The organism is Nonomuraea sp. NPDC050394, from assembly GCF_044459065.1.
In the GTDB taxonomy this organism is placed as follows: Bacteria; Actinomycetota; Actinomycetes; order Streptosporangiales; family Streptosporangiaceae; genus Nonomuraea.
This window is the reverse complement of record NZ_JBITIO010000001.1, coordinates 1620627-1647599: the sequence shown is the minus strand read 5'-3', so window position 1 is coordinate 1647599 and position 26973 is coordinate 1620627. Positions and strand designations below refer to the sequence as shown.

Below are 26973 nucleotides of genomic sequence, written 5' to 3'. Positions count from 1 at the left end.
CGGCTCCCCCTCCCTCTCGGACTCACAGCCCCAGGTCCTTCAGCTTGGCCAGGTTCGCGGTCTGGTCGGCGATGACGTCGTCGATCGGACGGCGGCCGGGCAGGGTGTCCTGCTCGACGACGATCCAGCCCCGGTAGCCGATCTCGTCCAGCGCCCACACGACGCCGGGCAGGTCGAGGACGCCGCGTCCCAGCGCGCTGAACCCGCCGCGGCCCATGATCTCCCGCAGGTCGGCGCCGTCGTCCAGCGCTTCGGCCAGGATGGCAGGATCGCCGTCCTTGATGTGCACCTGCCCGATCCGCCCGCGCCAGTCGCGCAGCGCCTTCACCGGGTCGCCACCGGCCAGCAGCAGGTGCCCGGTGTCAAGGCAGAGCTGGGCGTCGGTGAGCTCCAGCAGGCGTTCGATCTCGTCGGTCGTCTCCACGTTGGTGCCGAGGTGGTGGTGGAAGACCGGCTCGTATCCGCGGGCCCGGCAGCGGTCGACCGCCTCCTGCACGCGCTTGGCGTACCCGGCCCACTCGCCCGCCTCCAGCCCCGGCGCGTTCCCGCCGGGCCGGGCGAAGCGCGCGGGCGATCCGGACTCGCCGAGCGTCGGCCGCGGCGCGAAGCCTTCCTCGTACGGCGGCGCCGCGTCGAAGACGTCGAGCGTGGCATCCAGCGCGGGCAACCCGGCGGCGAACCCATCGGCGTCACCGTAGCGCAGGTCGGCCCACCCACCGGCCAGCAGGAACCCGGCCGCCGACAGCCGCCGGGCGAAGTCCCCGCCGGTTCCGAGGAATCCGATCGGCCCCAGGTCGATGCCCTGGTATCCGGCCTCGGAAAGCGCCGCGACCATCGCGTCGGCGCTCAGGGGCGCGGGCCCGTCGCTCAGCTCGAACACCCCGAAGCTCACGGGGGCGTTGGCGATCCGTGTCACGCGCATGAGTGCCTCTCTCCTGTCACGCACATAGAGCCATCACTTCGTTCTCGTAGGTCTCCAGGCGGTGCTGCCCCGCCGTACCGGGGACCAGCACGCGCTCGCCCCTGATCACCTGGCGGCGCCCGTCGGGACGGACCAGGACCAGGCCGTCGGCGCCGAGCGCGAGCAGTTCGTCGCCGAGCCGCAGCAGCAGGGGCGCGTCCGGTCCCGCCGAGACGGCGGTGCGCCCGGCGGCGACGGCGTCGAGGATCAGGCTCGGGTCCTCGGCCAGCACCCACGTGGTGGGCGCGCCGGGCAGGCCGTCGCTGCCGTGGCGGTGGAAGTCGCTGCCGCCGATCGCGATCACGTCGTCACGCCAGGCGTCGGCCCAGGCCAGCGGCGCGCCCCAGCGGCGATCCCACCAGCCGGAGCTCCACACCTCGGCCACCCGCGGACGCCGCTCGATGGGCAGCAGCCAGGCGCAGTCGCCGCCGAGCGGATGGTTGACCGACATCAGGCCGCCGCGTTCGCGCGCGTGCTCGGCCCAGGAGTCGGCGGGCTCGCGGAAGTCGACCCAGCCGACGTCGCCGAAGACGTTGGCGTGGCCGCGGTCGGTGGTGACCTCCTGGCCGGGGATGAGCGTGATGCCCCGGTCCGTCTTGGCCAGCCAGGGGTGGTGGCTGACGGTGTTGTGGTCGGTGACGGCCAGGAAGTCCAGGCCGCGGGAGGCGGCCAGCTCGGCCAGTTCGGGGATGGTCAGGGTGCCGTCGCTGTGGACGGTGTGGGCGTGGAAGTCACCCGCGTACCACCGCATCCCTGAGACATCTGGAATGTCGCGCCGAGGGGGGCGCGCGCCGATCTCCGGCTCTGGAGTGTCCGGAAATTTCGTGATCCGGGGGGATGTCTCGATCTCCAGCGTGTAGTCCAGGCCCTCGGGCGGAATGCGGTGCAGCCGGAGCCACACCTGCCAGGTCCCGGCCTCCAGCCCACCTCCCGTCACGGCCGCCACCCCCGGCAAAGGTCCGGCCGCCCCGGGCAAAGGACCGGCCGCCCCCGGCGGATACCCGGGCACCTCGCCCGGGAGGTAGCCGGGCGTCGCCCATTCCGTGGTGATCGTGTACTCGTCACGGGCACCGCCCGACCAGCCGCGAAAACCCGACGGCGCGCCACAGCCGAGGTCGATCACGCCCTGGGCGCGGTCATAGGACAGCCGCACGGTCACCGACCGCGCCCCCGCCGGCACCTCAAACGGCACCTCGCGCAGGATGCGCTCCAGCCGGTCGTCCAGCGACCAGTGTCCTCGGATCACGCTCACGCTCCGGCCTCCGTACCCCCACGTCCGGCCGCCACCAGGTCGCCGTCGCGGTAGGCCAGCGCGCGGTCGGCCCGGGGCAGCGCGTAGCCGTCGTCGCCGGGCGCGGGCTCGCGGCCCTCCGGCACCACCGCCTGCACCGAGGCCGTCCCGACCTCAAGCGTCACCAGGTGGGACGCTCCCAGGTTCTCCACGATCGACACCTTCCCGCCCAGCGCGCCCTCCGCGGGCTCGGCGGAGTAGGACATGTACTCGGGACGCACGCCGTACACGATCTTCTCCCCGTCGGTGAGCAGGCCGGCGGCCGACCCGGGGACGGCCACCTTGCATCCGGACACCTCCAGACTGTCGCCCCGTACGACGGCGTCAAGCAGGTTCATCGGCGTGGAGCCGATGAACGAGGCGACGAAGGTGTTGGCCGGGCGCTGGAACACCTCGGCCGGTGTGCCCACCTGGCGGATGTGTCCCGCCTCCATGACCGCCATCCGGTCGGCCATCGCCAGGGCCTCGGCCTGGTCGTGGGTGACGAAGACGGTGGTGACGCCGAGTTCGCGCTGCAGCCGCTTGAGGAACGTGCGCGCCTCCAGCCGCAGCCGCGCGTCGAGGTTGGACAGCGGCTCGTCGAACAGGAACGCCCGCGCCTGCGTGGCCATCACGCGGGCCAGCGCCACGCGCTGCTGCTGGCCACCCGACAGCTGGCCGGGGCGCCGGTCCATGAGCTGGGCCAGGCCCAGCCGTTCGCCGACCTCGCGGGCCTTGTCGCCGCGCGCGGCCTTGGCGACCTTCTTGATGCGCAGCGGGTAGGCGATGTTGTCGGTGACGTCCATGTGCGGGAAGAGCGCGTAGTCCTGGAAGACCATCGCCAGGTCGCGGGCGCCCGGCTGGATGTTGGTCACGTCGCGCTCGCCGAGGACGACCGCGCCGGAAGTGGCGGTCTCCAGCCCGGCGATGGTGCGCAGCAGCGTGGTCTTGCCGCAGCCGGACGGGCCCAGCAGGGCGAAGAACTCGCCGTCGGGGATGACCAGGTCGAGGGCGTCGAGCGCCCGGACGCCGCCGGGGTAGACCTTGGTGAGGCCGCGCAGTTCGATGGCCGACATCAGCGCTTGATCCCTCCGTGGAAGCGGAAGCCGTACTTCTTGCTGACGAACAGGTACATGAGCACCACCGGCACCGAGTAGAGGAGGCCGAAGGTCGACAGCAACTGCAGGTTGGCCTGGCCGCCCTCGGTGTAGAGCGTATAGATGATCACCGCGGCCGGCTGGTTCTCCGGGTCACTGCTGAACAGCAGGTACGGCATGAGGAAGTTGCCCCACACGTTGGCGATCGCCCACACGGCGATCGTCGCCAGCCCCGGCCGCACCAGCGGCACCACCACGTGCCGCACGATCTGCAGCGGCGAGGCACCGAAGACACGCGCCGACTCCTCGTAGGACTTGGGCGTGGTGTCCATGAAGTCCTTGAGCATGAAGATCGCCGCGGGCAGCAGGCCGCCGGTGAGGATGAGGATGACGCCCAGGTGGGTGTCGATGAGGTTCAGCTCGACCGCGAGCTGGTAGATCGGCACCATCGCCGCGGTGCCGGTGATGATCGACGACAGCAGCAGGAGCGCGTAGAGGAGCCCGTCGCGGCCGGGGATGCGCACCCGGCTCAGCGCGTACGCGGCCAGCGCCGCGAACACCACGACCAGCAACGCGGTGCCGACGGCCAGGATCAGCGAGTTGTAGAGCGAGCCGAGCGCGTACGGATGCTCCAGGATCGCCCGGAAGTTGGCGAGCGTGAAGTCGGGCAGCGAGACCTCGTAGGTCGGGTCGCTGGTGAACGGGGCCGTGGCCAGCCACAGCAGCGGCACGCTGAAGAAGGCCAGCACCACGGCGATCAGCGTGTAGAAGCCGATCCGGCCGAGTACGCGCCGCGGGCTCATGACTTCCTCCTGAGCAGCCGAAGGTAGAACACGGCGACCACGAGGTTGATCAGCAGGATGATCGCGGAGATGGCCGCGCCGACGCCGAGGTTCCCGCCGATCAGGGCCTCCTTGTAGACGTAGACGGCGAGGATCTCGGTCTTCCCGTCCGGCCCTCCGGCGGTGAGCATGAACGGGGTGAAGTCGTTGAACGTCCACAGGCTGATCAGCAGCAGGTTGGTCAGGATGTGGCCGCGGATGTGCGGGAAGACGACGTCGCGCAACTGCTGCCAGCCGGAGGCTCCGGCCAGGCGGGCGCTCTCCAGGTGCGAGGGCGGCACGTTGCCGAGGGCGGCGCCGTACAACATCATCGAGAACGCGGTGCCGCGCCAGGTGTTGAAGATGATGATCGACAGCATCGGGTAGTCGAGCAGCCAGGCGAAGCCGGGGATGCCGAGGAGAAGGTTCAGCGTGCCGCCGTCGCGGTCGAGCAGCGCCACCCACAGGAACGACACCACGGCGCTGGGCAGGATCCAGGCGAGGATGACCAGGCCTTCGACCAGGCGCTTGAGCGGGCCGGTCCGGTCGCGCATCAGCCACGCGATGGTGAAGCCGAGCACGACCTGCCCGATGACCGCGGAGCCGAGCACGAACTCCACGGTCAGCCAGGTCGAGTTCCAGAACTTGCCGCTGGCCAGCGCGTTGAAGAAGTTGTCGAGGCCGACGACCTGCGGGTCGCGGGCCTGCACCCCGCTGAGGCGGTAGTTGGTGATGCTGAGGTAGAGCACCCAGAGCGCGGGAAAGACCAGGAAGACCGCGATGAGCAGGAGCGCGGGCGCGGCGAAGACCGACGCCCTGACGCGGCCGAGACCGGCCGCGTCAGAGCTGTAGGTCTTCCTGTCCGGGGGCGCCGGGGCCTCAGGAGGCGATGTTGCCAGCGCCACCGGCTATTCCTTCGAGCTTCTTCTGGTACTCCGCGGCGGCCTCGTCCGGCGTCTTCCCGCTCACCACGGCGGCCGTGGCCTCCTGCAGGGCCGTGGAGACCTGCGGGTAGAGCGCGACCGGCGGGCGGTAGGCGGTCAGCGGGAGCACTTCCTCGGAGATGTAGGCCAGCAGCGGGTCGCCGGTCAGGATCTCCTTGTTGACGTCGGTGCGCGGGGTGATGCGCACGTTGCCGTTCTTGGTCTCCTCCTTCAGTCCCTCGGCGGAGAGCGTGAAGGCGAGCAGTTCGAAGGCTTCCTTGGGGTGCTTGCTGTTGGGGTTGAGCGTGCGCAGCGCGCCGCCGGACATGCTGACGAAGTCCTGGCCGCGCAGGCCCTTGCCGGCCTCCATCGCGGGGATCTTCGCGTAGCCGACGGTCTGGTCGCGGTCGGCCATCTTGGCCACGCCGTCGGTGGGGTTGACGACGCCGCGCCAGAAGTAGTCGCCCTCCATCAGGATGCCGATCTTGCCTTCGGCGAACTGGGCGAAGGACTTGTCGCGGCCCTTGGCCTCCTGCTGGAGCTTGGGGTCGCCCAGGCCCTGCGAGTAGATCTTCTGGTAGAGGCCGAGCGCGTCCTTGAGCGGCTGGGCGGCGCCGGTCCACTTGCCGTCCTTCTGCACCTCGCCGCCAGCGCCGGCCAGCAGCGGGAGCACGCCCTGCATGGAGGTGGCCTCGCCCATCGCGGTGCCGGCGTTGATCTGGATCGGCACGGGCACACCGGCGGACTTGAGCTTGGCGCCGGCGTCGAGGATCTCCTGCCAGCTCTTCGGCTGCCAGTCGGCGGGCAGGCCCGCCTTGGTCATGAGCGTCTTGTTGAAGTAGAGGACGCGGCCGTCGGTGCCGACGGGCAGCGCGTGCTTCTTGCCGCTGAAGGTGGCCAGGCCCTGGACCGCTTCGGGGATCTGGCTCCAGCCGTCCCAGGACTCCGTCTCGGGGCCCGCCACCTCGGCCAGCGGCTTGATGTAGCCGGCCTCGGCGAACTCGCCCATCCAGATGCCGTCGATGTCGAAGACGTCCGCCCCCTTGCCGGACTTCAGGTCCAGGGAGAGCTTGGTCTTGTACTGCTCGTCGTCGACCCCGCTCGGGATGAACTTGACCTTGACGTCCTTCCCTTTCGCCTTCTGGGCCGCCTCGAACTGTGGGATGACCCACTTCGCGATGTACTCGGCGCCCTTGGCGTTCTTGCCGCCGGCGATCGCGTTCTGGGTGATCGTCAGCTCGATGGTGTCACCGCCGCCGCCGGACGACTGGCCGCAGGCGGCGGCCGACAGGGCCAGGACGGCGACAGCCGAGATTTTTCGCAATCTCATGCGAACCCTCCAGAACGTCCCAAAAGGGGGTATATGCGGGTTTCGGGCAGGACGTAATTTGCAACATAGCGGACATCAGAATGTCATGACAATATGCCATGCTAGGTCCGAGTCCCGGGAGGTAGCTTGTTCGATCTGATCACGATCGGCCGCTGCGGCGTCGACGTCTATCCGCTGCAGACAGGCGTCGGACTGGCCCAGGTCGAAAGCTTCGGCAAGTTCCTCGGCGGCAGCCCGACCAACGTGGCCGTCGCGGCCGCGCGCCACGGCCTGAGCTCGGCGGTGGTCACCGCGGTCGGCGCCGACCCGTTCGGGGACTACGTGCGCTCGGCCATCGCGGGATTCGGCGTCGACAACCGCTACGTCGCCACCTTCGCCGAGGCGCCCACCCCCGTGACCTTCTGCGAGATCTTCCCGCCCGACCACTTCCCGATCTACTTCTACCGGGGCGAGCACCCGCCGGACCTGCGTGTCACACCCGAGTCCCTCGACCTCGACGCGATCAGGGCCGCCAAGGTCTTCTGGTTCAGCGCCACCGGGCTGAGCATGGAGCCCAGCCGGGCCGCGCACGCCGCCGCCCTGGCCGCACGCGGCGACGCCGGCTGGACCGTGTTCGACCTCGACTACCGGCCCACGCTGTGGAAGGGACCCGCCGAGGAGGCGGTCCGCCAGGTGCTCCCCCTGGCCGACGTCGCCGTGGGCAACCTGGACGAGGTCGAGGTGGCCGTCGGCACCCGCGACCCGGAGGCCGCCGCGCGGGCGCTGCTCGACGCGGGGGTGAAGGTGGCGATCGTGAAGATGGGGCCCAAGGGGGTCTTCGCGCGCAGCCGTACCGAGACGGCGCTGGCCGAGCCGGTCGAGGTCGAGGTCGTCAACGGCATCGGCGCCGGTGACGCCTTCGGCGGCGCGATCTGCCTGGGCCTGCTGCGCGGCTGGCCGCTGGAGCGCACGATCCGCTTCGCCAACGCCGCCGGCGCCTTCGTCGCCGCCCGGCTGGCCTGCGCCGACGCCATGCCCACCACCGACGAGGTGACCCAGCTGATGGAAGGCCGCGCATGACAGATCTGACGCTCACCAGGGCCGGCCGCTACGAGCGGCTCACCAGGATCCGGGCAACCCGGCCTGAGGAGATCGCGCACGCGGCGGCCAGGCGGCAGCGGCGCGGGCTGCCCGGCGACGGCGAGCGGCTGATGATCATCGCCGCCGACCACCCGGCCCGCGGCTCGCTCGGCGTGCGCGACCGGCCGTACGCGATGGCCAGCCGCCCCGACCTGCTCGACCGCCTGCAACTGGCGCTGGAACGACCGGGCGTGCACGGCATCCTGGCCGCCCCCGACGTCCTGGAGGACCTGCTGCTGCTCGGCGCGCTGGAGGGCAAGCTGGCCTTCGGCTCCATGAACCGCGCCGGCATCCAGGGCGCCGTCTTCGAACTGGACGACCGGTTCACCGGCTTCGACGCCGCCGCCATCGACGCCATGCGCCTGGACGGCGGCAAGATGTTGTGCCGCATCGACCCGGCCGACCACGGCACCGTCGCCACGCTGGAGTCGTGCGCGCACGCCGTCACCGACCTGGCCAAGCGGCGCCTCGTGGCGATGGTCGAGCCGTTCTGGTCCAGCCGGGCCAACGGCGGCCCCGTACGCAACGACCTGTCGCCCGAGGCGGTCATCCGGGCCATCAGCGTGGGCCAGGCACTCGGCGCCACCTCCGCCTACACGTGGCTGAAGATCCCGGCGATCCCCGAGATGGAACGGGTCATGGCCGCCACCACGCTGCCCGCCCTCCTGCTCGGCGGCGACCCGCCGGACATCGACGCCGCCTTCGCCGACTGGGGCCGCGCCCTGGAACTGCCGGGCGTGCGGGGCCTCGTCGTGGGCCGCGCGTTGCTCTACCCTCCTGACGACGACGTCGCCGCCGCCGTGGACGGCGCCGCGACCCTGGTCAGGGAGGCCTCACGATGACCCACATCCCGTACGGCAAGGCCGCCTCCGGTCCGTGGTCCGTGGAGATCACCCCCGAGCTGGCCGGCTGGACCTACTCGGCGCTGCGCGTGGCCGACCTGGCCGACGACGCCCCGGTCGCGTTCGAGACCGGCGAGGAGGAGATGCTCGTCCTGCCGCTGTCCGGCTCCTGCACGATCACCTTCGCCGACCAGGTCGAAGGCGGCATCACCACCTTCCACCTGGCCGGCCGTCCGTCGGTCTTCGCCGGGCCCAGCGACTTCGCGTACCTGCCGATCCACACCGAGGTGATCCTGCGCGGCAGCGGCCGCATCGCCCTGCCCGCCGCGCGCGCGACCCGGCGGCTGGAGCCGCGTCACGTCCCGGCCGACCGGGTTCCGGTCGAGATCAGGGGCGCGGGCGTGGCCAGCAGGCAGATCAACAACTTCTGCTCCCCCACCGCCTTCGCGTGCGACAAGCTCGTGGCCGTCGAGGTGCTGACGCCCGGCGGCAACTGGTCGTCCTATCCGCCCCACAAGCACGACACCCCCAATCCGGGCGAGGCCGTGCTGGAGGAGATCTACTACTTCGAGGGCGGGCCCGGCTACCAGCGCGTCTACACCTCGGAACGCGGCCACATCGACACCCTGGCCGAGGTCGCGCCCGGCGACGTGGTGCTCGTCCCCTACGGCTACCACGGGCCGTCGATGGCCGCACCCGGCTACGACCTCTACTACCTCAACGTGCTCGCCGGGCCGTCCGGCGAGCGTTCCATGGCCTTCTGCGACGACCCGCGCCACACCTGGATCCGCGGCACGTGGGACGGTCAGGAGGTCGACCCTCGTCTGCCGTTCGGGAGGACCTCATGATCCGGCTGACCGTCGCCCAGGCGACCCTCCGCTTCCTCGCCGCCCAGCACACCGAGCGCGACGGGGCCGAGCACCGGATGTTCGGGGGGATCTTCGGCATCTTCGGGCACGGGAACGTGGCGGGGCTCGGGCAGGCGCTGGCCACGGACGCGGCGCTGCCGTACCTCCTGAGCAGGAACGAGCAGGCCATGGTGCACGCGGCGGCGGGCTACGCGCGGGCGAGCAACCGGCTGCGGACGCTCGCCTGCACCACCTCGGTCGGTCCCGGCGCCACCAACATGATCACCGCGGCGGCGGGCGCGACGATCAACCGGCTGCCGGTGCTGCTGCTGCCCGGTGACGTGTTCGCCACCCGCGTGGCCAACCCGGTGCTGCAGGAGCTGGAGGATCCGCGCTCCTACGACGTGTCGGTCAACGACGCCTTCAAGCCGGTCTCGCGCTACTGGGACCGGATCAACCGGCCCGAGCAGCTTCCGTCCGCGTTGCTCGCGGCGATGCGGGTGCTCACCGACCCGGCCGAGACCGGCGCGGTGACGCTGGCGCTGCCGCAGGACGTGCAGGCCGAGGCGTGGGAGTGGCCGGAGGAGTTGTTCGCGCACCGGGTGTGGCACATCGGCCGGCCGCGGCCGGAACCCGCCGCGCTCGCCCGCGCCGCCGAGCTGATCAGGCGCTCGGCCCGGCCGCTCATCGTCGCGGGCGGCGGGGTGATCTACAGCGAGGCGACGGAGGAACTGCGCGCCTTCGCCGAGCGGTACGGCGTGCCGGTCGCCGAGACGCAGGCCGGCAAGGGCGCCCTGCCGTACGGCCACCCGCTGGCGGCCGGCGCGGTCGGCGCGACCGGCACGACGGCGGCCAACGCGCTCGCCCGCGAGGCCGACCTGATCATCGGCGTCGGCACCCGCTACAGCGACTTCACCACCGCCTCGCGCTCGCTGTTCGACCAGGACGCGCAGGTCGTCAACCTCAACATCACCTCCTTCGACGCGGCCAAGCTGTCGGGCCTGCAACTGGTGGCCGACGCCCGCGCGGGCCTGGCCGACCTCGCCGAGGCCCTCGACGGCTGGGGTACGGCCGGCGTCTACCGCACCATGACGGCCGAGCTGACCCGCGCCTGGGACGCCCAGGTCGACGCCGCGCACGCGCTGGACGGCACACCGCTGCCCCAGCCCGCCATCATCGGCGCGGTCAACGCCGCGGCCGGCGAGGACGGCGTGGTGGTGTGCGCGGCCGGTTCGATGCCGGGCGACCTGCACAAGATGTGGCGCCCGAGCGGCCCCGGCTCCTACCACGTCGAATACGGCTACTCCTGCATGGGCTACGAGATCGCCGGCGGGCTCGGCGTCAAGCTGGCCGTGCCGGAGCGCGAGGTGTTCGTGCTGGTCGGCGACGGCTCGTACCTGATGATGGCCCAGGAGCTGGTCACGGCGGTCGCCGAGGGCGTCAAGCTGATCGTGGTGCTGGTCGACAACTCCGGCTTCGCCTCGATCGGCCGGCTGTCGGAGAGCGTGGGCGCCGGACGCCTCGGCACCGCCTACCGCTACCGGGGCTCGGGCCGCTACGACGGCGGGCCGCTGCCGGTCGACCTGGCCGCCAACGCCGCCAGCCTGGGCGCGCGCGTGATCCGCGCCGAGACCGGCGACGACCTGCGCAAGGCCCTGGAGAGCGCGCGGGCGGCCGACGAGACCACCGTGATCTACGTGAAGGCCGACCCGCACGTGGACGCGCCCTCCTCCGAGGCCTGGTGGGACGTGCCGGTCGCCGAGGTCGGCAGCCCCGCCCGCGCCGCCTATGAGGAGGCCAGGCGCGCGCGGCACTGATTACGCGGCGCCGCCCGGGGGAACGCCCTGATCATGAAGCCATGGCGGGTGCTCGGATGGATCGCGCTGATCGCGGTGATCCTCTACTGCGTCTGGTTCATCCGGACCGTCGCCATCTCGGTGATCATCGGGGTGTTCATCACGGCCCTGCTGCTGCCGCCGTTCACCTGGCTGCGGGGCAAGGGGCTGAACCGGGCCCTGGCCACGACCGTGGTCTGCCTGGGCGCGCTGGTGATCGGCGGGGTCTTCTTCTGGCTCCTCGTCCCGGCCACCGTCGACGGGCTCGGACAGCTGCGCGCCAGCCTCGGCAAGGCCCTGGACGACCTGCACAACTTCGCCCGCTCGCTCGGGCTCGACGACACCCGGCTGTCGGAGATGTCCAAGCAGGTTCAGGCGTACCTGGCCGAGCAGTCCCGCTCCATCGCCACCGGAGCGATCGCCGGGGTCCGCACCGCGGGCGAGATCGTGATCGGCGCGATACTGGCGATCATCCTGGCCATCTACTTCGTCCACGGCGGCGACCGGCTGTTCGGCTGGCTGATCGACCTGGCGCCGGTCAAGGCCAGGCCGCACCTGCGCGAGGCGGGCGACGTCGTCTTCGGCGTCGTCGGACGCTACATCCGGGGCATCGCGATGGTCGGGCTCGTGGACGGCTTCTTCATCGGGATCGCCCTGTGGATCCTGGGTGTGCCGATCGCGCTGCCGCTGGCCGTACTGACGTTCGTGGGGGCGTTCCTGCCGGTGGTGGGGGCGTTCATGGCCGGGTTGTTCGCCGCGGTGGTGGCGTTCGTGGCCAAGGGCTGGCTGGTGGCGCTGATCGTGGTCGGCGTCACGATCCTGGTGCAGCAGGTGGAGGGCCACGTGCTGGCGCCGCAGATCTACGGGAGGGCGCTGGATCTGCCCGGCGCGGTCATCCTGCTGGCGATCGCCGTGGGCAGCGTGGTCGCCGGGATCACCGGCGCGTTCCTGGCCGCGCCGGTGGCCTCGGTGATCGTGGCGTTGATCAGGAATCGAGAGGCAGCTCGAGCTCCAGCTCATGCCTGATCGGGATGCCGTCCTCCGACAGCTCCGGGATGCTCGGCTTGAGCTCGCGGGTACGGGTGATCGCGTCACGGCGCAGGGCGACCAGGTCGAAGCCGTAACGCTGGTAGAAGGCCAGCGCCCGGGTGTTGTCATTGGTGGTGATCAGCGTCAGGCGGCGCATGCCACGCCGCTGCGCCACCTCGCGGACCGCGTCCAGCAGCGCCGTACCGACCCCGGCGCCCTTGACGACGGCGTCGATCGTGACGATCTCCACGCTGCCGTCGCGCTCGGTGTAGGTGATCAGCCCGGCGATCCTGTCGTCGTCGGCGACCGCGACGAAGCCGGGCAACGTACTCGCGTCGATCATCTCGCCCCAGGTCAGCGCAATGACGTGGGTATCGCCCCAGCTCGCGGTCAGAATCTCGACGACCTGTTCCAGATCGCCGGGGACGATGGGTCGCACGGTGAGTGGCATAGGGCCCATTATGAGATCTCATGCGATGGGTGACATTCGACTGCTTCGGGACCCTGGTGGACTGGCGTCACGGGATCGCCACCAGCGCGGAACTGATCTTCCCCGGGTACGGCGGCCGCCTCCTCGACGCCTACAACCGGCACGAGATGGCCGTCCAGACCGAGACGCCGACGATGCTCTACCGCGAGGTGATGGCCGAGACCCTCCGCCGGGCCTGCGCCTCCGAAGGCCTGGACCTGGGCGCCGACAACGCCGGCGTGCTCGCCCGCACCCTCCCCTACTGGCCCGTCTTCCCCGAGGTCGGCGCGGAACTGGGCGCGCTGCGCTCGGCCGGATGGCGCCTGGCCCTGCTCACCAACTGCGACCGCGACCTCATCGGCCTGACGCAGCGGCGGCTGCCCGTACCCTTCGACGCGGTCGTCACCGCCGAGGACGCCGGAGGCTACAAGCCGTCCCTCGGCCACTTCGAACGTTTCCGTTCTTCACACGAGCCGTCGGAGTGGGTGCACGTCGCGCAGGGCTACATCCACGACATGGTCCCGGCACACGCGCTGGGCCTGCGCCGCATCTGGATCAACCGCCTGGCCGAGACTCCCACCGACCCGTCGGTCCTCCAGACCGTCCAGCCCGACCTCCACGGCCTGCTGGCCACCCTTCAGTAGCGACCGAGCCACCGCCGCCCCACCACCAGCCCACCCCACCACCGGCCGCCTTCACCACCGGCGCTCCATCATCAGCGCGTCCCACCACCGGCCGCTTTCACCACCGGCCGCTTTCACCACCAGCGCTGAACCGGTGCTGCTTCAGTAGCGCTGGTCCAGGACGTCGGCGATGCCCGCGAGGAACGAGTCGACGTCCGCGATCAGGTATCCGGGGCGGACCAGCACGGTGGCGAACTTGGCATCGCGCACGGCCTGCCCGGTCAGCGGGTTGTCGGTGGTGCCGCGGAGCGTGGCCACGATGCGGTCCAGGAAGGCGTCGATCTCGTCCTCGTTGTACCCGGTCCCCATTCGGCCCGACCGGAACGCCACCCGCTCGACCCGCGCCGCCTGCGTCTCGAACCACTCCTCGCGCAGCATCTCACCGGTCGGCTCGGTCATGGCCAGCGGCACCGGCGTCTTCGCACGCGTCTCCAGCGCCACGACGAACGCCTCCAGCGCGAAGTCCACCGCGGTCTCGTTGTAGCCGCCGCGCCGGGCACGGAAGGTGGCCCGGCGCACCTCGTCGGCGGTCACCGGCACCAGCTCGCGCCCGCCCCGTCCGAGCGTGGCCTCGATGCGGCTGATGAGCGAGTCCACGTCGATGGGGTCATAGCCTGAACGCATACCCATGACGCGCGGAAAGCGGTTCAAGCGACGGTCCTCCTGAGATGTGCTGAGGGGGTGTCTATATTGTGGGGCTCTTTATCCGGAGAATGCGACCCACTCCATTACCGTTGGATCACTATGGACCTGTCCAACGTCTCGTTCCGCTACCGGCGGCGCGCCCCCGACGTGATCAGGAACGCGGATACCGTCCTGAACCCCGGCGACGTCATCGAGCTGACCGGCGCGAACGGCGCCGGGAAGTCCACCTTGCTCCGCCTGCTGGCCGGCCTGACCCACCCCACAAGCGGCACAATAACGACTCGCCCCAGAACAGTCGGCTACGCCCCCGACCACCTCCCCGCAGCGCAACCGTTCACCGTATCCACCTACCTGGACCACCTGGCCCGCATCCGCGGCGGCGCCACCTGGCGTCCGTGGGCCGACCGCCTCAACCTCACCCATCTCGTACGGCTCCCGCTCCGCGAACTGTCCAAGGGCAGCGCCCACAAGGTCGCCCTCATCCAGGCACTCATGTGCCGGCCCGGCCTGCTCCTCCTCGACGAACCCTTCGCCGGCCTGGACGCCGACACCCGCGAGGCCCTGCCCGCGATCGTGACCGAACTGGCCGCCCGCGGCACCATCGTGGTAGCGGGCGACCACGAGGCAGGCCTGCACGGCCTCCCCTCCCTCCGCCACTGGACACTGACCGACGGCATCCTGCGAGAACTCTCCCCAACCCCGCACAACCAACCACCCACCCTCACCCCGAACCACGAGCCCGACCTCGTCCCGAACCACGCATCTCACCTCGTCCCGAACCATGCGCCCGATCCCGTGCCCGACCACACGCTCGGCCACGCGCCTGATCAGACACCCGTCCTCACCCCGGCCCACACACCGGGCACCAGCCAGCACCACACGCCGAGCCACACACCCGGCCCCATTCCGGACCACACGCTCGGCCACCTGCCCGACCAGACACCCGGCCTCACCCCGGCCCACACGCTGAGCCACACACCAGGCCCCGTTCCGGACCACGATCGCGCGGCGGCGGCGTCCAGTCGAGCGGCGATGTCCGAACATGCGGCGACATCTGACCGGGCGGAGGCGTCACGTCAAGCGGCGGCATCTGACCGGGCGGCTTTGTCCGCGTCCGCCGTGGGCCTTGCGCCCGGCGTGGACGTTGGCCTTCCGGTGGGAGTCGAGCATCCGGCGGAGTCCGGGCGGCTTGGCGGGTTGGAGGGCGGCGTAGTGGTGGAGGGCGGCGTGGTGGTGGAGGGCGGCGTGGTGGTGGAGGGCGGCGTGGTGGTGGAGGGCGGCGTGGTGGTGGAGGTGCGGGTGCCCGGTGGCGAGGTGGGGTCGTTTCTGGCACGGATGCGCGCGGAGGGTTACGAGGCCACGGAGGCGGCACAGTGATCGCGTTGACCAGGTTCCGGATATCCGCCTATGTAAGGTCACATCGGGTCTACCAGGCGCTCATCCCGATCCTGGTATTGCTGGCGATCATCTACGCCAACCGTGCGCCGGTCGGTTCCGAGGCCGCCGCATTGGCCGACTCAGCGGTACTGATCATCCCGGTGCTCGCCTGGGCCACCCGCTCTCTGCTGGACACCGAGCCCGACGAGCAACGCGCCATCTCGGCCACCACAGCGGGAACACGCACCCGCGAACTGACCGGCGGCCTCCTGGCGGCCTTGGCGGTGAACACGGTCTTCGCCACTCTGGCACTGGCCTGCGGCCTGCTGATGGGGCTGGAGGCCGGGCCGACGACCGACGTGCTGTTCGCCGTGACGGTCCTGCACGCACTGGCGGCGCTGGCCGGGCTGGCACTGGGCGCGCTGACGAGCCGGGTGATCCTGCCCTCCCCCGCCCTGTCCATCATGGCGCTGCTCTTCGGCTACCTGGCCATGCTGCTGATCAGCATCACCCCGGCCTACTGGCTGACGGTCCCGGTCACGGCCTGGCTGAAGGCGGCAGGATCGGGCGCCCTGCCCTCGGACCTCCCAGCCCTGGGTGCCATCTCACTGGCGTGGTGCGTGGCAGGCCTCGCCTGGTACGCCTGGCTACGCCGCACCCGCCCATAACGCCCCCCCCTTTCTTGGCCGGTCACCGCTTCCACCCTTCGCGGGTCAACGTGGCCGTTGCGGTGGGGACCACGTCCGACGTGAGAAGCGATCCCCCCGATCGACGCCCGCGCACGACGGCGGGTGGCGTGGGGGTGGCGGAGCCGTAACGGATGGAGGTGTGAAAAACGGCGGGGTGACGGATGGGCGGCGTGAGAAGAGAGAGCGTCGCGGAAGGGCGGCGTGAGAAGAGAATCGGTTACTCGGCGGCGGCGAGTTGGCCGCAGGCGCCGTCGATTTCGCGGCCGCGGGTGTCGCGGACGGTGACCGGCACGCCGTGGAACTGCAGGCGGCGCACGAACGCGCGCTCGTCCTCCGGCCGTGAGGCGGTCCACTTGGAGCCCGGCGTCGGGTTGAGCGGGATCAGGTTGACGTGCACCAGTTTGTTCTTGACCAGCTTGCCCAGCAGGTCAGCCCGCCACTCGTGGTCGTTGATGTCCTTGATCAGCGCGTACTCGATCGACACCCGGCGCTTCGTCTTGGCCGCGTACGCCCACGCGGCGTCCAGCACCTCGGCGACCTTCCAGCGTGTGTTGATCGGCACCAGCGTGTCACGCAGTTCGTCGTCGGGCGCGTGCAGCGACAGCGCGAGCGTCACCGGCAGCCCCTCGTCGGCGAGCTTGCCGATCGCCGGGACGAGGCCGACGGTCGAGACCGTCACGCCGCGCGCGGAGATGCCGAGGCCGTCGGGTGCGGGTTCGACCATGCGGCGGACGGCGCCGATGACCTGCTTGTAGTTGGCCAGCGGTTCGCCCATGCCCATGAAGACGACGTTGTTGATCCGGCCGGGGCCGCCGGGCACCTCGCCTGCGGCCATGGTGCGGGCGCCGGCGACGACCTGTTCGACGATCTCCGCGGTGGACATGTTGCGGGTCAGGCCGGCCTGGCCGGTGGCGCAGAAGGGGCAGTTCATGCCGCATCCGGCCTGCGAGGACACGCAGATCGTGGCGCGGTCGGGGTAGCGCATGAGCACCGACTCGACCAGCGCGCCGTCGAACAGCCGCCACAACATCTTGCGGGTGGTGCCCTGGTCGGTGGTGAGCTCGCGCACCGAGGTCAGCAGCGGGGGCAGCAATGCCGACAGCTTCTCCCTGGCCGGGGCGGGCAGGTCGGTCATCGCCTCGACGTCGGAGGTCAGGTGCGTGAAGTAGTGGCGCGAGAGCTGGTCGGCGCGGAACGGCTTCTCACCGAGCTCGGCCACGGCGGCGCGGCGCTCGGCCATCGTGAGGTCCGCCAGGTGCCGCGCGGGCTTGGCCCGGCGGGGCGCTACGAAGGTGAGCTGGCCTGGCTGCTGGGACACGTTCCTGCCTCATCTCGACGGTTACCGACCAGGGTAGTGAACGTCTCGCCCGCGTTTGTCATTCCTACGGCCTCTCGCCTGTGATCGGGCGGCGATCTACAGTCATCTCGTATGGCGATTTATCGGGCGGGTGAGCAGCCGGGTGAGCACACCCAGGCCGAGGTCGTCCTCGTGGCCGGCAACCCCTACGGGAGCCGCACCCTGGTGATCGAGCGGGACGAGGACGCCTCGGTCGCTTACCTGTGCGCGCCGGATGGCACGGTCCACGGCGCCGTCTGGCTGGCCAACCACCGCAAGGCGCCCGGCGCGGTCGACCTGAGCCGCATCAACGCCGGCCTGCCGCCCGTCATGCCCCACGCCAACACCGTCCACCCCGGCGGCCGCCGCCCGCTCGGTCAGCTCAGCGCGCTGTGGTTCGAGGAGGGGGACGGCGTCGCCGTCTACGAGAACGACGACCTGCTGGCCGTCATCCCCGGCTGGGCCGACATGTCCAGGGGCATGCCCGGGTACGCCCGCGACGCCATAGGCGAGACCCCGTTCGCCTGGTCGCTGCCGGAGGCGCTCGAAGGACTGCTGCCCCGCATCTCCAACGCCCGCTCCTACTGGCGCTGGCGGCACCGCGAGGGGTCGTGGCCGGCGTTCCAGCAGTTCGTGATGGGCCACCTCGACCGCACCCTCGGCCCCGCCGGCCGCTACTGGGACGCCAGCGGCGATCGCCTGCCCACGGTCGGCATCACCGAGCGGCCCCCGTTCGGCGAGCGCGAGTTCACCGTGCTGTCCACGGTCGGGATGAGCTGCCAGCGCATGCCGACGGTCGAGCAGTGGATCGACCGGCCGCGCGCGTACTCGCGGATCGAGCTGGCCGTCGCCACCCGCCAGGATCCGCGGGAGGTGGCGCTGGTGCTGGTCTGGCTGGCGCAGTACCCGTGGCATTCGGTCACCTGGCTCGGGCACGGGCACACCGCGCAGTGGTATCACGACCCGTCCACGTTTCCGCTCGGGGCCGACTATTCGGGCGTGCTCATGCTGGCCGACCCGCCGGACTTCCCCGACATGTCGGGGTTCGCGTTCGGAGGTGAGGCCGTACGGTGGCTGTGGCTCGTGCCCGTCACCACCGCGGCATTAGAAGAACAGCGCCAGTAGCAGCCAGATCGGCACCAGCGTCGTGACCAGCGAGTCGAGCCGGTCCATGAGCCCGCCGTGGCCGGGCAGGATCGTGCCGAGGTCCTTGATGCCGAGATCACGCTTGATCATCGACTCGATCAGGTCGCCGATCGTGGCCAGCGCCGCCGCCAGTACCCCGATCAGCGCGCCCTGCCAGAACTCCCCGTCCATGCGCCAGATGACCAGCCACGCCCCGACACCCACACAGGCGAGCACCGATCCGGCGAAACCCTCCCAGGTCTTCTTCGGGCTGATGATCGACATCTTGTGCCGGCCGAACAGCACCCCGGCGAAATATCCGCCGATGTCGCTGGCCACGGTCACCGCGATGAAGATCAGCACCCGGTCCGCGCCGTCCTGCGGCGACAGCAGCAGCCCGATGAAGCCCGCCAGCAGCGCCGGATAGACCAGGGTGAACACCGACGCGGTGGCGTCGCGCACGTACCCGTCGGTGCCCGAGCTGAACATCCGCCAGATCAGCATCACGAACACGAACACCGCGAACGTGCCCACCAGCGAGACCGCGCCGCCCCAGTACGCCCCGGCCAGCATGCCCGCCGTGCCCACCAGCGCCGGTGCCAACGGCACCACGATGCCCCGCGTGCCGAACGCCTTGACCAGCTCCATCACACCGACGCCGACCGCCGCCACCACCACGAGGAGGAAGATCTCCTTGATGGTGTAGATCGAGACGATGACCGAAGCGCCCAGTGCGGCGCCGACCGCGATCGCCGCGGGCAGGTTCCTTCCGGTACGGCTGCCGCCGCTCGGGCTGGTGCCAGCCGTACTTTCTTCCACAGACTCTCCCAAGCCGGGATTTCTTGCCGATCACCCTGGAATGCCCCCAGCCCCGCGCGGGGGATGGGGGCACCACGGCTTGCCGTACTGGAGCCTAGACCTCGAGCAGCTCGGCTTCCTTGTGCTTGAGCAGCTCGTCGATCTTGGCGACGTGCTTCTGGGTGATGTCGTCGAGCTCCTTCTCGGCGCGGCGCACCTCGTCCTCACCCGCGTCGCCATCCTTGATCATCTTGTCAAGGGTCTCCTTGGCGGAGCGGCGGATGTTGCGCACCGACACCTTGGCGTGCTCACCCTTGGTGCGCGCGACCTTGATGTACTCCTTGCGGCGCTCCTCCGACAGCTCGGGGAAGTTCACGCGGATCACCTGGCCGTCGTTGCTCGGGTTGACGCCCAGGTCGGAGTCGCGGATCGCCTTCTCGATCGCGGCCATCGAGCCCTTGTCGAAGGGCTGGAGGATGACCATGCGGGCCTCGGGCACGTGGAACGAGGCCAGCTGCTGGATCGGAGTCGGCGAACCGTAGTAGTCGGCGTTGATCTTGTTGAACATCGACGGCGTGACTCGGCCCGTGCGGATACTCGCGAAGTCCTCCTTCGCGACCGAGACAGCCTTGTCCATCTTTTCCTCGGCTTCGAGGAGGGTTTCGTCGATCACAGCGGCTCCCTGCTGTTTTGGTCGCCCGTCCGTAGGGTGGGCTCCCGTTCTACTTGCCTGCCGGACTCACCAGCGTGCCGATCTTCTCACCGCGGACCGCCCGCAGGATGTTGCCCTCACCCATCAGGTCGAAGACCACGATGGGCAGGTCGTTCTCCTTGCACAGGCTGATCGCGGTCTGGTCCATGACCGTCAGATCGCGTACCAGGACCTCTGCGTAGTCCAGGTGGTCGAACCGCACGGCGTCCGGGTTCTTCCGCGGGTCGGAGTCGTAGACCCCGTCCACCTGCGTGCCCTTCAGCAGCGCCTCGGCGCCGATCTCCAGCGCGCGCTGCGCCGCGCACGTGTCGGTGGAGAAGTACGGGGTGCCGAGCCCGGCGCCGAAGATGACCACGCGGCCCTTCTCCAGGTGCCTGATCGCGCGACGCGGCAGGAACGGCTCGGCCACCTGCTGCATCGTGATCGCGGTCTGCACGCGGGTCTCGACGCCGCGCTTCTCCAGGAAGTCCTGCAGGGCGAGGCAGTTGATGACCGTGCCGAGCATGCCCATGTAGTCGGCGCGGGCACGGTCCATTCCGCCCTGCGACAGGGTGGCGCCGCGGAACATGTTGCCGCCGCCGACGACCACGGCGACCTGCACGCCCTCGCGCACCGCCTCGGCGATCGAGTCGGCCAGGTGGCCGACGACGACCGGGTCGATGCCCATCTCCTCGCCGCCGGCGAACGCCTCGCCCGACAGCTTCAGCATGACCCTTCTATACGAAGAAGCCGCCGACGTAGCTGGCTCCTGGTTCTCCTGCACGCGGCGGCCTCCTCGGTAGGTGGTTCTGATGTGGGGCTGAGGGCTTGACTAAGCCTAAGCCTGACCCACCTTGAAGCGAACGAAGCCGAGCACCTCGACGCCGTTCTCGGCGGCGTACTTGGCGATGGACTTCTTGTTGTCCTTCACGAACGCCTGCTGCAGGAGCGTGAAGTCCTTGTACCAGCCGTTGACGCGACCGTCGACGATCTTGGAGATCGCGGCCTCGGGCTTACCCTCGTCGCGCGTCATCTCCTCGAAGAGCGCGCGCTCCTTCTCGATGACGTCGGCGGGGACGTCCTCGGCCTTGAGGTACTTCGGCGCCATCGCCGCGGCGTGCTGGGCGATGTCCTTGGCGACGTCGGCGTTGGGCTTGTCGAGCTGCACGAGCACGCCGACCGCCGGCGGGAGCTGCGGGTCGGTCTTGTGCATGTACGCGCCGACGTAGCCGCCCTCGAGCACCGCGAAGCGGCGGATCTCGATCTTCTCGCCGAGCGCGACGTTGGCGTCGTCGAGGTGGTTCTGGACGCTCTTGCCGTTGTACTCGGAGGTGAGCAGCGCGGGCACGTCGGCCGGGCGGGTGGTCAGGATGTGGTCGACGACCTCGGCCGCGAGCTCCTGGAAGCGCTCGGCCTTGGCCACGAAGTCGGTCTCGCAGTTGAGCTCGAGCAGCGCCGCGGCGCTGTCGCCGTCCTGCTTGAGCGCGACCAGGCCGTTGGAGGCGGTGCGCGACTCGCGCTTGCCGACGTCCTTGGCGCCCTTGAGGCGCAGGATCTCAACGGCGCGGTCGAAGTCGCCCTCGGCCTCCTCGAGCGCCTTCTTGCAGTCCATCATGCCGGCGGCGGTGAGCTCGCGAAGCCGCTTGACGTCGGCCATGTTCACGGAAGCCATTGCTTTTTCCTCGTGGGATCTTCGTCGTGGATCGGGTGGGCGCCGGGATCCGGCCACCCACCCTTCAAGCCTTCTGTGCCGGTACGGCTGTCGCCGCCGGCTGGTCGGCACGACCCGCGGGAGCCGTACCAGGAGCCTTGGATCTTTGCTTTGCGCGCAGACCTCCGGCGCCGCTCGCGCGGGCCGGGACCGCCTTCGCGAGCCCGCCGCGCCCCGCGACCCCGCGTTCGGGTCGTCGGGCGGCGGGCCCGCTCGTGCGGGACCTTCAGGCCTTCTCGGTCTCGTTCTCGACGCCGGCCTCGGCCTCGGCGGGAGCGGCCTCAGCCTCGGCGACGACCTCGGCCTCGTCCTCGGCCACAGCCTCGGCGGCGACGTCGGCGTCCTCAACGGCGACCTCGTCGGCGGCCGCGGGGGCGACCTCGGCGGCAGCCTCGGGAGCGGCCTCGGTGACCGCCTCAGTGGCGGCCTCGGCGGCGGCGCCCTGCTCGATGAGCTCGCGCTCCCACTCGGCCAGCGGCTCGGCGGCGGCCGGCTTCTCGTCGCCGCGGGCGGCGCCGGAGCGGGCCATCAGACCGGCGGCGACACCGTCGGCGACGACGCGGGTCAGCAGGCCGACGGCACGGATGGCGTCGTCGTTGCCCGGGATCGGGTAGTCGACCTCGTCGGGGTCGCAGTTGGTGTCGAGGATCGCGACGACCGGGATGCCAAGCTTCTTGGCCTCCGAGATCGCGATGTGCTCCTTCTTGGTGTCGACGATCCACACCGCGCTGGGCACGCGGCCCATGTCACGGATACCGCCGAGCGTGCGCTCCAGCTTCTCCTTCTCGCGGCGGCGCATGAGGAGCTCCTTCTTGGTGAGCCCCGAAGCGGCGACGTTGTCGAAGTCGAGCTCCTCGAGCTCCTTCAGACGCTGAAGCCTCTTGTGCACGGTGGAGAAGTTGGTGAGCATGCCGCCCAGCCAGCGCTGGTTGACATACGGCATGCCGACGCGGGCGGCCTGCTCGGCGATGGCCTCCTGGGCCTGCTTCTTGGTGCCGATGAACAGAACCGTGCCGCCGTGGGCGACGGTCTCCTTGACGAAGTCGTAGGCGCGGTCGATGAACGCCAGCGACTTCTGCAGGTCGATGATGTAGATGCCGTTGCGCTCGGTGAAGATGAAGCGCTTCATCTTCGGGTTCCAGCGACGAGTCTGGTGTCCGAAGTGAACGCCGCTCTCAAGCAGCTGTCGCATGGTGACGACGGGGGCCATGTGCTGGTCCTCCAGGTCGGCGCGCCGTGCGGCGCGATTCTCGGTTGTGTCGCGGCAGCCGGGCACTGCCGCCCTGATGCCCCTGAGCCGCTCCAGCCGGAACCTTGCGGCCCGGACCGAGGGATCGGCTCGCGGTGAGGCATGCGAAGTCGGCCCGTCAGTGACAGGCCATCGGAAAGTCTACCTCCCGCGCTGACCTCACGGGTCAGACGGCGTCGTGGTCCTCCGTGGGCAATCCGGGCACCGGACGCTCGGGGCGCAGGTAGATGGAGTACTGCACGACCACGGTACGCGCGTCGTCCGGCGCGTCCTCCCGCGACCCCGCCTGATAGGGCGCCAGAAGCGCCTCCAGCCGCTCGCCCAGGAGGCGCATCTCCTCCGGCCCGATGTGCAGGAACTTCCGCCGCCAGGTCGATCCCGCCCGCCACTCCCGCGGCTCGCGGTCCACCTGGCCCATCGACCGCTTCAGGTCGGCGTGGGCCTCGTCGTAGACGGTGTGGATCAGCAGTTCCTTGGCGGCGCGCAGTTCTGGCGCGTCGTCCGGTTCCGTGGACACGCTCAGCCCTTGGCCGGTCGAGCGCCACACGCGTTCCCTGCCGTCGGCGCGGGGCGGGGCGTCCTCCACGAAGCCGTACTTCGCCAGCATGCGCAGGTGGTAGCTGGCGGCGCTCGGGGTGACTCCGGCGAACTCCGCGATCTCGGTGGCCGTCGAGGGTCCCTCGACCTGCAGCCGGTTCAGCATCTCCAGGCGGGCGGGGTGGGCCAGCGCGCGCATCACCTTGGGGTCACTGAGCACGGAGCTCCGCTCGGTCATGTGCAAACCGTACCCGGATGAGATCTGAAGTATTGCCTTCACAGTTATGAAGGATTATCTTCATAGTTGTGAAGGGTTTCCTTCACAGTCTTTGGAGGAGCTCATGACCGTCCCCTTGCGCCGCCGGCCCGACTACCGCCTTCTCTGGGCCTCCCGGACGATCTCGGTCGCCGGGACGGAGGTGTCCAAGCTGGCGGTGCCGCTCACCGGCATCACACTGCTCGCCGCGAGCCCGTCGCAGATGGGCCTGCTCACGGCCGCCGCCTTCGCGCCCGCGCTGCTGTTCGGCCTGCAGGCGGGGGCCGTCTCCGACCGCCTGCGCAGGCACCGGCCGCTGATGATCGGCTGCGAACTGGTGTCCGCCGCGGCGGCGCTGGCCGTACCGGCCGCGTGGCTGCTCGGGGTGCTGAGCGTGCCGCTGCTGGTAGTCGTCGCGTTCGTCATCGGCACCGCCGGGGTCGTCTTCCGCGCCGCCGGCTTCCCCCACCTGGCCACCGTCGTACCCGCCGGCCTGCGCACCGAGGCCATGGCCGGCCTGCAGGCGTCGTACTCGGTCGCCTCCGTGGCCGGTCCCGGGCTCGGCGGGCTGCTGGTGCAGGTGCTGACGGCGCCGCTCGCCGTACTGGTGGAGGGGGTGTCGTTCCTGCTGTCCGCCTTGCTGATGGGCCGTATCCGCACCCCCGAGTCACACACCCCCGCCGCCTCGCGCGGCATGCTGCGCGACGTCGGCGAAGGCCTGCGCGCCTGCCTCTCGAACCCCTCGCTGCGCGCCCTGCTGGGGGCCGGCGTGACCATCAACTTCTTCGCCATGGCCTACACGGCCGTCTACATGCTCTACCTGGTCAACGTCCTGGCCATTCCCAAGGGCCTGATCGGCGTGCTGGTGGCGTTGTCGGGGGTCGGAGGGCTGCTGGGAGCATGGCTGACCGCCCGCCTGAACCGGCGTACCGGGACGAACCGGCTGCTCAAGTGGTCCGTGGTGCTCTTCCCCATCGACTTCCTGACGATCGGGCTGATCGGCGGGCCGATGTGGTGGAAGGTCCTCGCCATGGCCGTCAGCGGTGTGGCAACCGGGATGCTGGTCGTGACCTTCGCCACCTGCATGGGGGCGGTGCAGCTCCGTGAAGCCCCGGCTGAGCTGCGGGGACGGGTCAACTCCACGTTCACGTTCGCGGTACAGGGAGTGCTGGCGGTGGGCGGTCTCGTGGGTGGCGTGCTGGCCGAGGTGGTGGGGCTGCGGGCGGTCATCCTCGTGTGCGCGGCGGGGATCGCGCTGAGCGCCCTCTGGATCTGGGCTTCGCCGTTGCGGGGTTCCGAGCTCGGCTCCGCCCGGCCGCGGTCCGGGGCGGTGCCGTCGCGGACGTCCATGTGGGCACGCCCATCTTCCGCGGTGAACCCGCCCGGATACATCTCTCCCGGGCGCGGCTCTTCCGGGTACAGCTCTTCCGGGTACAGCTCTTTCGGGTACGGCCGGCGCGGTCATGTGCCGGCTGGACGCGTCGACCAGACGATGGGACCGGCTATCTACGAGCTCACCCTGGTCAAGATGCGCTCACTGATGTAGACCCACGCCGCGGCCGTGGGGGCGTGGCCCGGTTCGGGGTGGGGTCGCTGTCCACAGGCCCGCTGACCGGAGGGGTCTGTCCACAGAACCCCGTTCACCCCCTCGCGCGCCGGGGCCGCTCCCCCATCCTGACCGCCATGATTCGCGCCTCGCTCGCCCTCCTCCTGGCCCTCGCCCCCTCCCCTGAGGCGGTGACCTGGCAGTGGCCCCTGACCGATCACGGGGTGATACGCCGCTTCGCCCCGCCCCCGGCCCCATGGCTGTCCGGCCACCGCGGCGTCGACCTGCGGGCCGACCCGGGCACCGCCGTACACGCAGCGGGCCCAGGCACCATCGGCTACGCGGACCAGCTGGCCGGCCGCGGCGTGGTCACCGTCCACCACCCCAACGGCCTGCGCACCACGTACCTCCCCGTCCTCCCCTCGGTGCGCGCGGGCCAGCAGGTCACCACCGGCACCCCGATAGGCACCCTCCAGGGCCTCGACCCGCCCCACTGCCGGCAGCACTGCCTCCACTGGGGCCTCCTGCGCGAACGCCGCTACCTGGATCCCCTCCTCCTGACCGGCACGGGCCTGGTCCGTCTCCTCCCGCACTGGCCATGAGCGAAGAGGCTCAGATCGGGGCAGAGTAAGACCATGCCGACCGGAGCACCCAGCCAGCCCGACGACGAGGCGGCGGAGATCATCACCGCGTTCGAACGCCACCTCAGGCTGGAGCGCGACCTGTCCCCCCACACCATCCGCGCCTACGTCTCGGACGTGACCTCGCTCCTGCGCCACCTGAGGGAGCAGGACAACGGCGAAGCGTGGCTGACCGGCCTGAACATAGCCACGCTCCGGCACTGGCTGGCCGCCCAGCACACCGAAGGGCTGTCCCGGGCGACGCTGGCCCGCCGTACCGCATGTGCGAGGACTTTCACCGCGTTCTGCCACCGCCAAGGCCGGATCTCCACCGACCCGGGCCTCCTGCTGGGCAGCGCCAAGGCGCCGAGAACACTGCCCGCCGTACTGGACCAGCCCCAGGCCCAGGCCGCCCTGACCCCAGCGGACGACACGACCCCCAAGTCGCTGCGCGACCAGGCGATCCTCGAACTCCTCTACGCCACCGGCATCCGCGTCAGCGAACTGTGCTCCCTGGACGTGGACGACATGGACCGCACCCGCCACGTGATCCGGGTAGTGGGCAAGGGCCGCAAGGAACGCACCGTCCCCTTCGGCCTCCCCGCCCTACGAGCCGTCGACCTGTGGTGCGTCAACGCCCGTCCTCTCTGGAGCACCCCCAAGTCCGCCAACGCCCTCTTCCTGGGCACAAGAGGCGGACGCATCGACCCCGGCACCGTCCGCCGCGTCGTCCACACCCGCCTGCGCCAGGTAGAGGGCGCCCCAGACCTGAGCCCCCACGGCCTACGCCACAGCGCCGCCACCCACCTCCTGGAAGGCGGCGCCGACCTGCGCAGCGTGCAAGAACTCCTGGGCCACTCCTCCCTGAACACCACCCAGATCTACACCCACGTCTCCATAGACCGCCTCCGAGCCGCCTACCGCCAAGCCCACCCCCGCGCCTAGCCACACCCCCACCAACCCCTGGCCTGCTCGCTCCACCCCGGGCCCCGTTCGCGCTGCCCACAACCCGACACCACCTCCCAAGCGCCGGACCACGGCTGAGACATCACCCAAAACCCCCCGCACCCCGCACCCCGCACCCCGCACCCCGCACCCCGCACCCCGCACCCCGCACCCCGCACCCCGCACCCCGCACCCCGCACCCCGCACCCCGCACCCCGCAC

27 protein-coding genes are annotated in these 26973 nt (G+C 70.5%); 12 read left to right on the top strand and 15 right to left on the bottom strand.

What is annotated here, in order from left to right:
- Window positions 1-22 precede the first annotated feature (22 nt).
- From ACIBKY_RS08015 to ACIBKY_RS07990, 6 genes are read right to left on the bottom strand one after another with little or no spacing between them, the layout of a single operon-like run.
- A complete protein-coding gene (locus ACIBKY_RS08015) occupies window positions 23-922 on the bottom strand; it encodes a sugar phosphate isomerase/epimerase family protein (RefSeq protein ID WP_397095329.1) in 900 nt (299 codons plus the stop codon).
- A gap of 16 nt (window positions 923-938) precedes the next feature.
- Window positions 939-2213 (bottom strand): CehA/McbA family metallohydrolase, encoded by a 1275-nt coding sequence (locus ACIBKY_RS08010; protein ID WP_397095327.1) that lies wholly within the window; start codon window positions 2211-2213, stop codon window positions 939-941.
- The gene (locus tag ACIBKY_RS08005; RefSeq protein WP_397095326.1) at window positions 2210-3307 is read right to left on the bottom strand and encodes an ABC transporter ATP-binding protein; all 1098 of its coding nucleotides are present in this window, start codon (window positions 3305-3307) and stop codon (window positions 2210-2212) included. Before ACIBKY_RS08005 ends, ACIBKY_RS08010 begins: the two co-directional genes overlap by 4 nt.
- On the bottom strand, window positions 3307-4131 hold the full coding sequence (locus ACIBKY_RS08000) for a carbohydrate ABC transporter permease (RefSeq protein WP_379620419.1): 825 nt from the start codon (window positions 4129-4131) through the stop codon (window positions 3307-3309). Before ACIBKY_RS08000 ends, ACIBKY_RS08005 begins: the two co-directional genes overlap by 1 nt.
- A complete protein-coding gene (locus ACIBKY_RS07995; RefSeq protein WP_379620417.1) occupies window positions 4128-5054 on the bottom strand; it encodes a carbohydrate ABC transporter permease in 927 nt (308 codons plus the stop codon). Before ACIBKY_RS07995 ends, ACIBKY_RS08000 begins: the two co-directional genes overlap by 4 nt.
- On the bottom strand, window positions 5029-6402 hold the full coding sequence (locus tag ACIBKY_RS07990) for an extracellular solute-binding protein (protein ID WP_397095324.1): 1374 nt from the start codon (window positions 6400-6402) through the stop codon (window positions 5029-5031). The genes ACIBKY_RS07995 and ACIBKY_RS07990 overlap by 26 nt, the downstream gene beginning before the upstream one ends.
- A 126-nt stretch (window positions 6403-6528) precedes the next feature.
- On the opposite strand from ACIBKY_RS07990, the gene iolC reads away from it, so the two are divergent.
- From iolC to ACIBKY_RS07965, 5 genes are read left to right on the top strand one after another with little or no spacing between them, the layout of a single operon-like run.
- Window positions 6529-7461 carry a 5-dehydro-2-deoxygluconokinase gene (gene iolC, locus ACIBKY_RS07985; protein WP_397095322.1) on the top strand — a complete coding sequence of 311 codons (933 nt, stop codon included), beginning with the start codon at window positions 6529-6531 and terminating at the stop codon, window positions 7459-7461.
- Entirely contained in the window at window positions 7458-8363 is a 906-nt protein-coding gene (locus ACIBKY_RS07980; protein WP_397095320.1) for a deoxyribose-phosphate aldolase, read from the top strand. The genes iolC and ACIBKY_RS07980 overlap by 4 nt, the downstream gene beginning before the upstream one ends.
- Window positions 8360-9211 carry a 5-deoxy-glucuronate isomerase gene (gene iolB, locus ACIBKY_RS07975; protein WP_397095318.1) on the top strand — a complete coding sequence of 284 codons (852 nt, stop codon included), beginning with the start codon at window positions 8360-8362 and terminating at the stop codon, window positions 9209-9211. The genes ACIBKY_RS07980 and iolB overlap by 4 nt, the downstream gene beginning before the upstream one ends.
- Complete coding sequence (iolD, locus tag ACIBKY_RS07970; protein WP_397095317.1) at window positions 9208-11028, top strand: 3D-(3,5/4)-trihydroxycyclohexane-1,2-dione acylhydrolase (decyclizing); 1821 nt, start codon at window positions 9208-9210, stop codon at window positions 11026-11028. Before iolB ends, iolD begins: the two co-directional genes overlap by 4 nt.
- 33 nt (window positions 11029-11061) lie before the next feature.
- Window positions 11062-12072 carry an AI-2E family transporter gene (locus ACIBKY_RS07965; protein ID WP_397095316.1) on the top strand — a complete coding sequence of 337 codons (1011 nt, stop codon included), beginning with the start codon at window positions 11062-11064 and terminating at the stop codon, window positions 12070-12072.
- Here the strand turns inward: ACIBKY_RS07965 and ACIBKY_RS07960 are convergent.
- Entirely contained in the window at window positions 12032-12526 is a 495-nt protein-coding gene (locus tag ACIBKY_RS07960) for a GNAT family N-acetyltransferase (protein WP_397095315.1), read from the bottom strand. The two genes, ACIBKY_RS07965 and ACIBKY_RS07960, sit on opposite strands and share 41 nt — an antisense overlap.
- Before the next feature lie 20 nt (window positions 12527-12546).
- Between ACIBKY_RS07960 and ACIBKY_RS07955 the strand changes: the two genes are divergently transcribed.
- Window positions 12547-13188 carry an HAD family hydrolase gene (locus tag ACIBKY_RS07955; protein ID WP_397095313.1) on the top strand — a complete coding sequence of 214 codons (642 nt, stop codon included), beginning with the start codon at window positions 12547-12549 and terminating at the stop codon, window positions 13186-13188.
- Window positions 13189-13329: 141 nt separating this feature from the next.
- Here ACIBKY_RS07955 and ACIBKY_RS07950 read toward each other — a convergent pair whose 3' ends face one another.
- Window positions 13330-13851, bottom strand: a complete 522-nt coding sequence (locus ACIBKY_RS07950; protein WP_397095311.1) for a DivIVA domain-containing protein — start codon at window positions 13849-13851, stop codon at window positions 13330-13332.
- Window positions 13852-13971: 120 nt separating this feature from the next.
- Between ACIBKY_RS07950 and ACIBKY_RS07945 the strand changes: the two genes are divergently transcribed.
- Window positions 13972-15249, top strand: coding sequence for an ATP-binding cassette domain-containing protein (locus ACIBKY_RS07945; protein ID WP_397095310.1), 1278 nt, complete (start codon window positions 13972-13974; stop codon window positions 15247-15249).
- 5 nt (window positions 15250-15254) lie between these two features.
- Complete coding sequence (locus ACIBKY_RS07940) at window positions 15255-15917, top strand: hypothetical protein (protein ID WP_397095309.1); 663 nt, start codon at window positions 15255-15257, stop codon at window positions 15915-15917.
- Window positions 15918-16155: 238 nt separating this feature from the next.
- On the opposite strand, the gene rlmN is transcribed toward ACIBKY_RS07940, so the two are convergent.
- Window positions 16156-17256, bottom strand: a complete 1101-nt coding sequence (gene rlmN / locus ACIBKY_RS07935) for a 23S rRNA (adenine(2503)-C(2))-methyltransferase RlmN (protein ID WP_397095307.1) — start codon at window positions 17254-17256, stop codon at window positions 16156-16158.
- Between the two features lie 111 nt (window positions 17257-17367).
- Here rlmN and ACIBKY_RS07930 point away from each other — a divergent pair, with 111 nt between their 5' ends.
- A complete protein-coding gene (locus ACIBKY_RS07930) occupies window positions 17368-18399 on the top strand; it encodes a suppressor of fused domain protein (protein ID WP_397095305.1) in 1032 nt (343 codons plus the stop codon).
- Here ACIBKY_RS07930 and ACIBKY_RS07925 read toward each other — a convergent pair.
- From ACIBKY_RS07925 to ACIBKY_RS07900, 6 genes are all read right to left on the bottom strand, one after another.
- Window positions 18379-19218 carry a phosphatidate cytidylyltransferase gene (locus tag ACIBKY_RS07925; RefSeq protein WP_397095304.1) on the bottom strand — a complete coding sequence of 280 codons (840 nt, stop codon included), beginning with the start codon at window positions 19216-19218 and terminating at the stop codon, window positions 18379-18381. The two genes, ACIBKY_RS07930 and ACIBKY_RS07925, sit on opposite strands and share 21 nt — an antisense overlap.
- 94 nt (window positions 19219-19312) lie before the next feature.
- Complete coding sequence (frr, locus tag ACIBKY_RS07920) at window positions 19313-19870, bottom strand: ribosome recycling factor (protein WP_397095302.1); 558 nt, start codon at window positions 19868-19870, stop codon at window positions 19313-19315.
- A gap of 49 nt (window positions 19871-19919) precedes the next feature.
- The gene (pyrH, locus tag ACIBKY_RS07915) at window positions 19920-20618 is read right to left on the bottom strand and encodes a UMP kinase (protein ID WP_379620386.1); all 699 of its coding nucleotides are present in this window, start codon (window positions 20616-20618) and stop codon (window positions 19920-19922) included.
- A 108-nt stretch (window positions 20619-20726) separates the two neighbouring features.
- The gene (gene tsf, locus ACIBKY_RS07910; protein ID WP_397095301.1) at window positions 20727-21560 is read right to left on the bottom strand and encodes a translation elongation factor Ts; all 834 of its coding nucleotides are present in this window, start codon (window positions 21558-21560) and stop codon (window positions 20727-20729) included.
- Between the two features lie 265 nt (window positions 21561-21825).
- Entirely contained in the window at window positions 21826-22809 is a 984-nt protein-coding gene (gene rpsB, locus ACIBKY_RS07905) for a 30S ribosomal protein S2 (RefSeq protein ID WP_397095299.1), read from the bottom strand.
- 205 nt (window positions 22810-23014) lie between these two features.
- A complete protein-coding gene (locus ACIBKY_RS07900) occupies window positions 23015-23623 on the bottom strand; it encodes an ArsR/SmtB family transcription factor (protein WP_397095297.1) in 609 nt (202 codons plus the stop codon).
- 103 nt (window positions 23624-23726) lie between these two features.
- Between ACIBKY_RS07900 and ACIBKY_RS07895 the strand changes: the two genes are divergently transcribed.
- The 3 genes from ACIBKY_RS07895 (at window position 23727) to ACIBKY_RS07885 (ending at window position 26752) form a co-directional block, all read left to right on the top strand.
- The gene (locus ACIBKY_RS07895; protein WP_397095295.1) at window positions 23727-25187 is read left to right on the top strand and encodes an MFS transporter; all 1461 of its coding nucleotides are present in this window, start codon (window positions 23727-23729) and stop codon (window positions 25185-25187) included.
- 137 nt (window positions 25188-25324) lie between these two features.
- The gene (locus ACIBKY_RS07890; RefSeq protein WP_397095293.1) at window positions 25325-25789 is read left to right on the top strand and encodes a murein hydrolase activator EnvC family protein; all 465 of its coding nucleotides are present in this window, start codon (window positions 25325-25327) and stop codon (window positions 25787-25789) included.
- A gap of 33 nt (window positions 25790-25822) precedes the next feature.
- Window positions 25823-26752, top strand: a complete 930-nt coding sequence (locus tag ACIBKY_RS07885) for a tyrosine recombinase XerC (protein WP_397095292.1) — start codon at window positions 25823-25825, stop codon at window positions 26750-26752.
- Window positions 26753-26973 lie beyond the last annotated feature (221 nt).

Excerpts from the sequence above, each read along its gene's own strand:
- ACIBKY_RS08015 (WP_397095329.1), bottom strand. The coding sequence starts at position 922 with ATGCGCGTGACACGGATCGCCAACGCCCCCGTGAGCTTCGGGGTGTTC.
- ACIBKY_RS08005 (WP_397095326.1), bottom strand. The coding sequence starts at position 3,307 with ATGTCGGCCATCGAACTGCGCGGCCTCACCAAGGTCTACCCCGGCGGC.
- ACIBKY_RS08000 (WP_379620419.1), bottom strand. The coding sequence starts at position 4,131 with ATGAGCCCGCGGCGCGTACTCGGCCGGATCGGCTTCTACACGCTGATC.
- ACIBKY_RS07990 (WP_397095324.1), bottom strand. The coding sequence starts at position 6,402 with ATGAGATTGCGAAAAATCTCGGCTGTCGCCGTCCTGGCCCTGTCGGCC.
- ACIBKY_RS07980 (WP_397095320.1), top strand. The coding sequence starts at position 7,458 with ATGACAGATCTGACGCTCACCAGGGCCGGCCGCTACGAGCGGCTCACC.
- iolB (WP_397095318.1), top strand. The coding sequence starts at position 8,360 with ATGACCCACATCCCGTACGGCAAGGCCGCCTCCGGTCCGTGGTCCGTG.
- iolD (WP_397095317.1), top strand. The coding sequence starts at position 9,208 with ATGATCCGGCTGACCGTCGCCCAGGCGACCCTCCGCTTCCTCGCCGCC.
- ACIBKY_RS07965 (WP_397095316.1), top strand. The coding sequence starts at position 11,062 with ATGAAGCCATGGCGGGTGCTCGGATGGATCGCGCTGATCGCGGTGATC.
- ACIBKY_RS07960 (WP_397095315.1), bottom strand. The coding sequence starts at position 12,526 with ATGCCACTCACCGTGCGACCCATCGTCCCCGGCGATCTGGAACAGGTC.
- ACIBKY_RS07955 (WP_397095313.1), top strand. The coding sequence starts at position 12,547 with ATGCGATGGGTGACATTCGACTGCTTCGGGACCCTGGTGGACTGGCGT.
- ACIBKY_RS07950 (WP_397095311.1), bottom strand. The coding sequence starts at position 13,851 with ATGCGTTCAGGCTATGACCCCATCGACGTGGACTCGCTCATCAGCCGC.
- ACIBKY_RS07945 (WP_397095310.1), top strand. The coding sequence starts at position 13,972 with ATGGACCTGTCCAACGTCTCGTTCCGCTACCGGCGGCGCGCCCCCGAC.
- ACIBKY_RS07930 (WP_397095305.1), top strand. The coding sequence starts at position 17,368 with ATGGCGATTTATCGGGCGGGTGAGCAGCCGGGTGAGCACACCCAGGCC.
- pyrH (WP_379620386.1), bottom strand. The coding sequence starts at position 20,618 with ATGCTGAAGCTGTCGGGCGAGGCGTTCGCCGGCGGCGAGGAGATGGGC.
- tsf (WP_397095301.1), bottom strand. The coding sequence starts at position 21,560 with ATGGCTTCCGTGAACATGGCCGACGTCAAGCGGCTTCGCGAGCTCACC.
- rpsB (WP_397095299.1), bottom strand. The coding sequence starts at position 22,809 with ATGGCCCCCGTCGTCACCATGCGACAGCTGCTTGAGAGCGGCGTTCAC.
- ACIBKY_RS07900 (WP_397095297.1), bottom strand. The coding sequence starts at position 23,623 with ATGACCGAGCGGAGCTCCGTGCTCAGTGACCCCAAGGTGATGCGCGCG.
- ACIBKY_RS07895 (WP_397095295.1), top strand. The coding sequence starts at position 23,727 with ATGACCGTCCCCTTGCGCCGCCGGCCCGACTACCGCCTTCTCTGGGCC.
- ACIBKY_RS07890 (WP_397095293.1), top strand. The coding sequence starts at position 25,325 with ATGATTCGCGCCTCGCTCGCCCTCCTCCTGGCCCTCGCCCCCTCCCCT.
- ACIBKY_RS07885 (WP_397095292.1), top strand. The coding sequence starts at position 25,823 with ATGCCGACCGGAGCACCCAGCCAGCCCGACGACGAGGCGGCGGAGATC.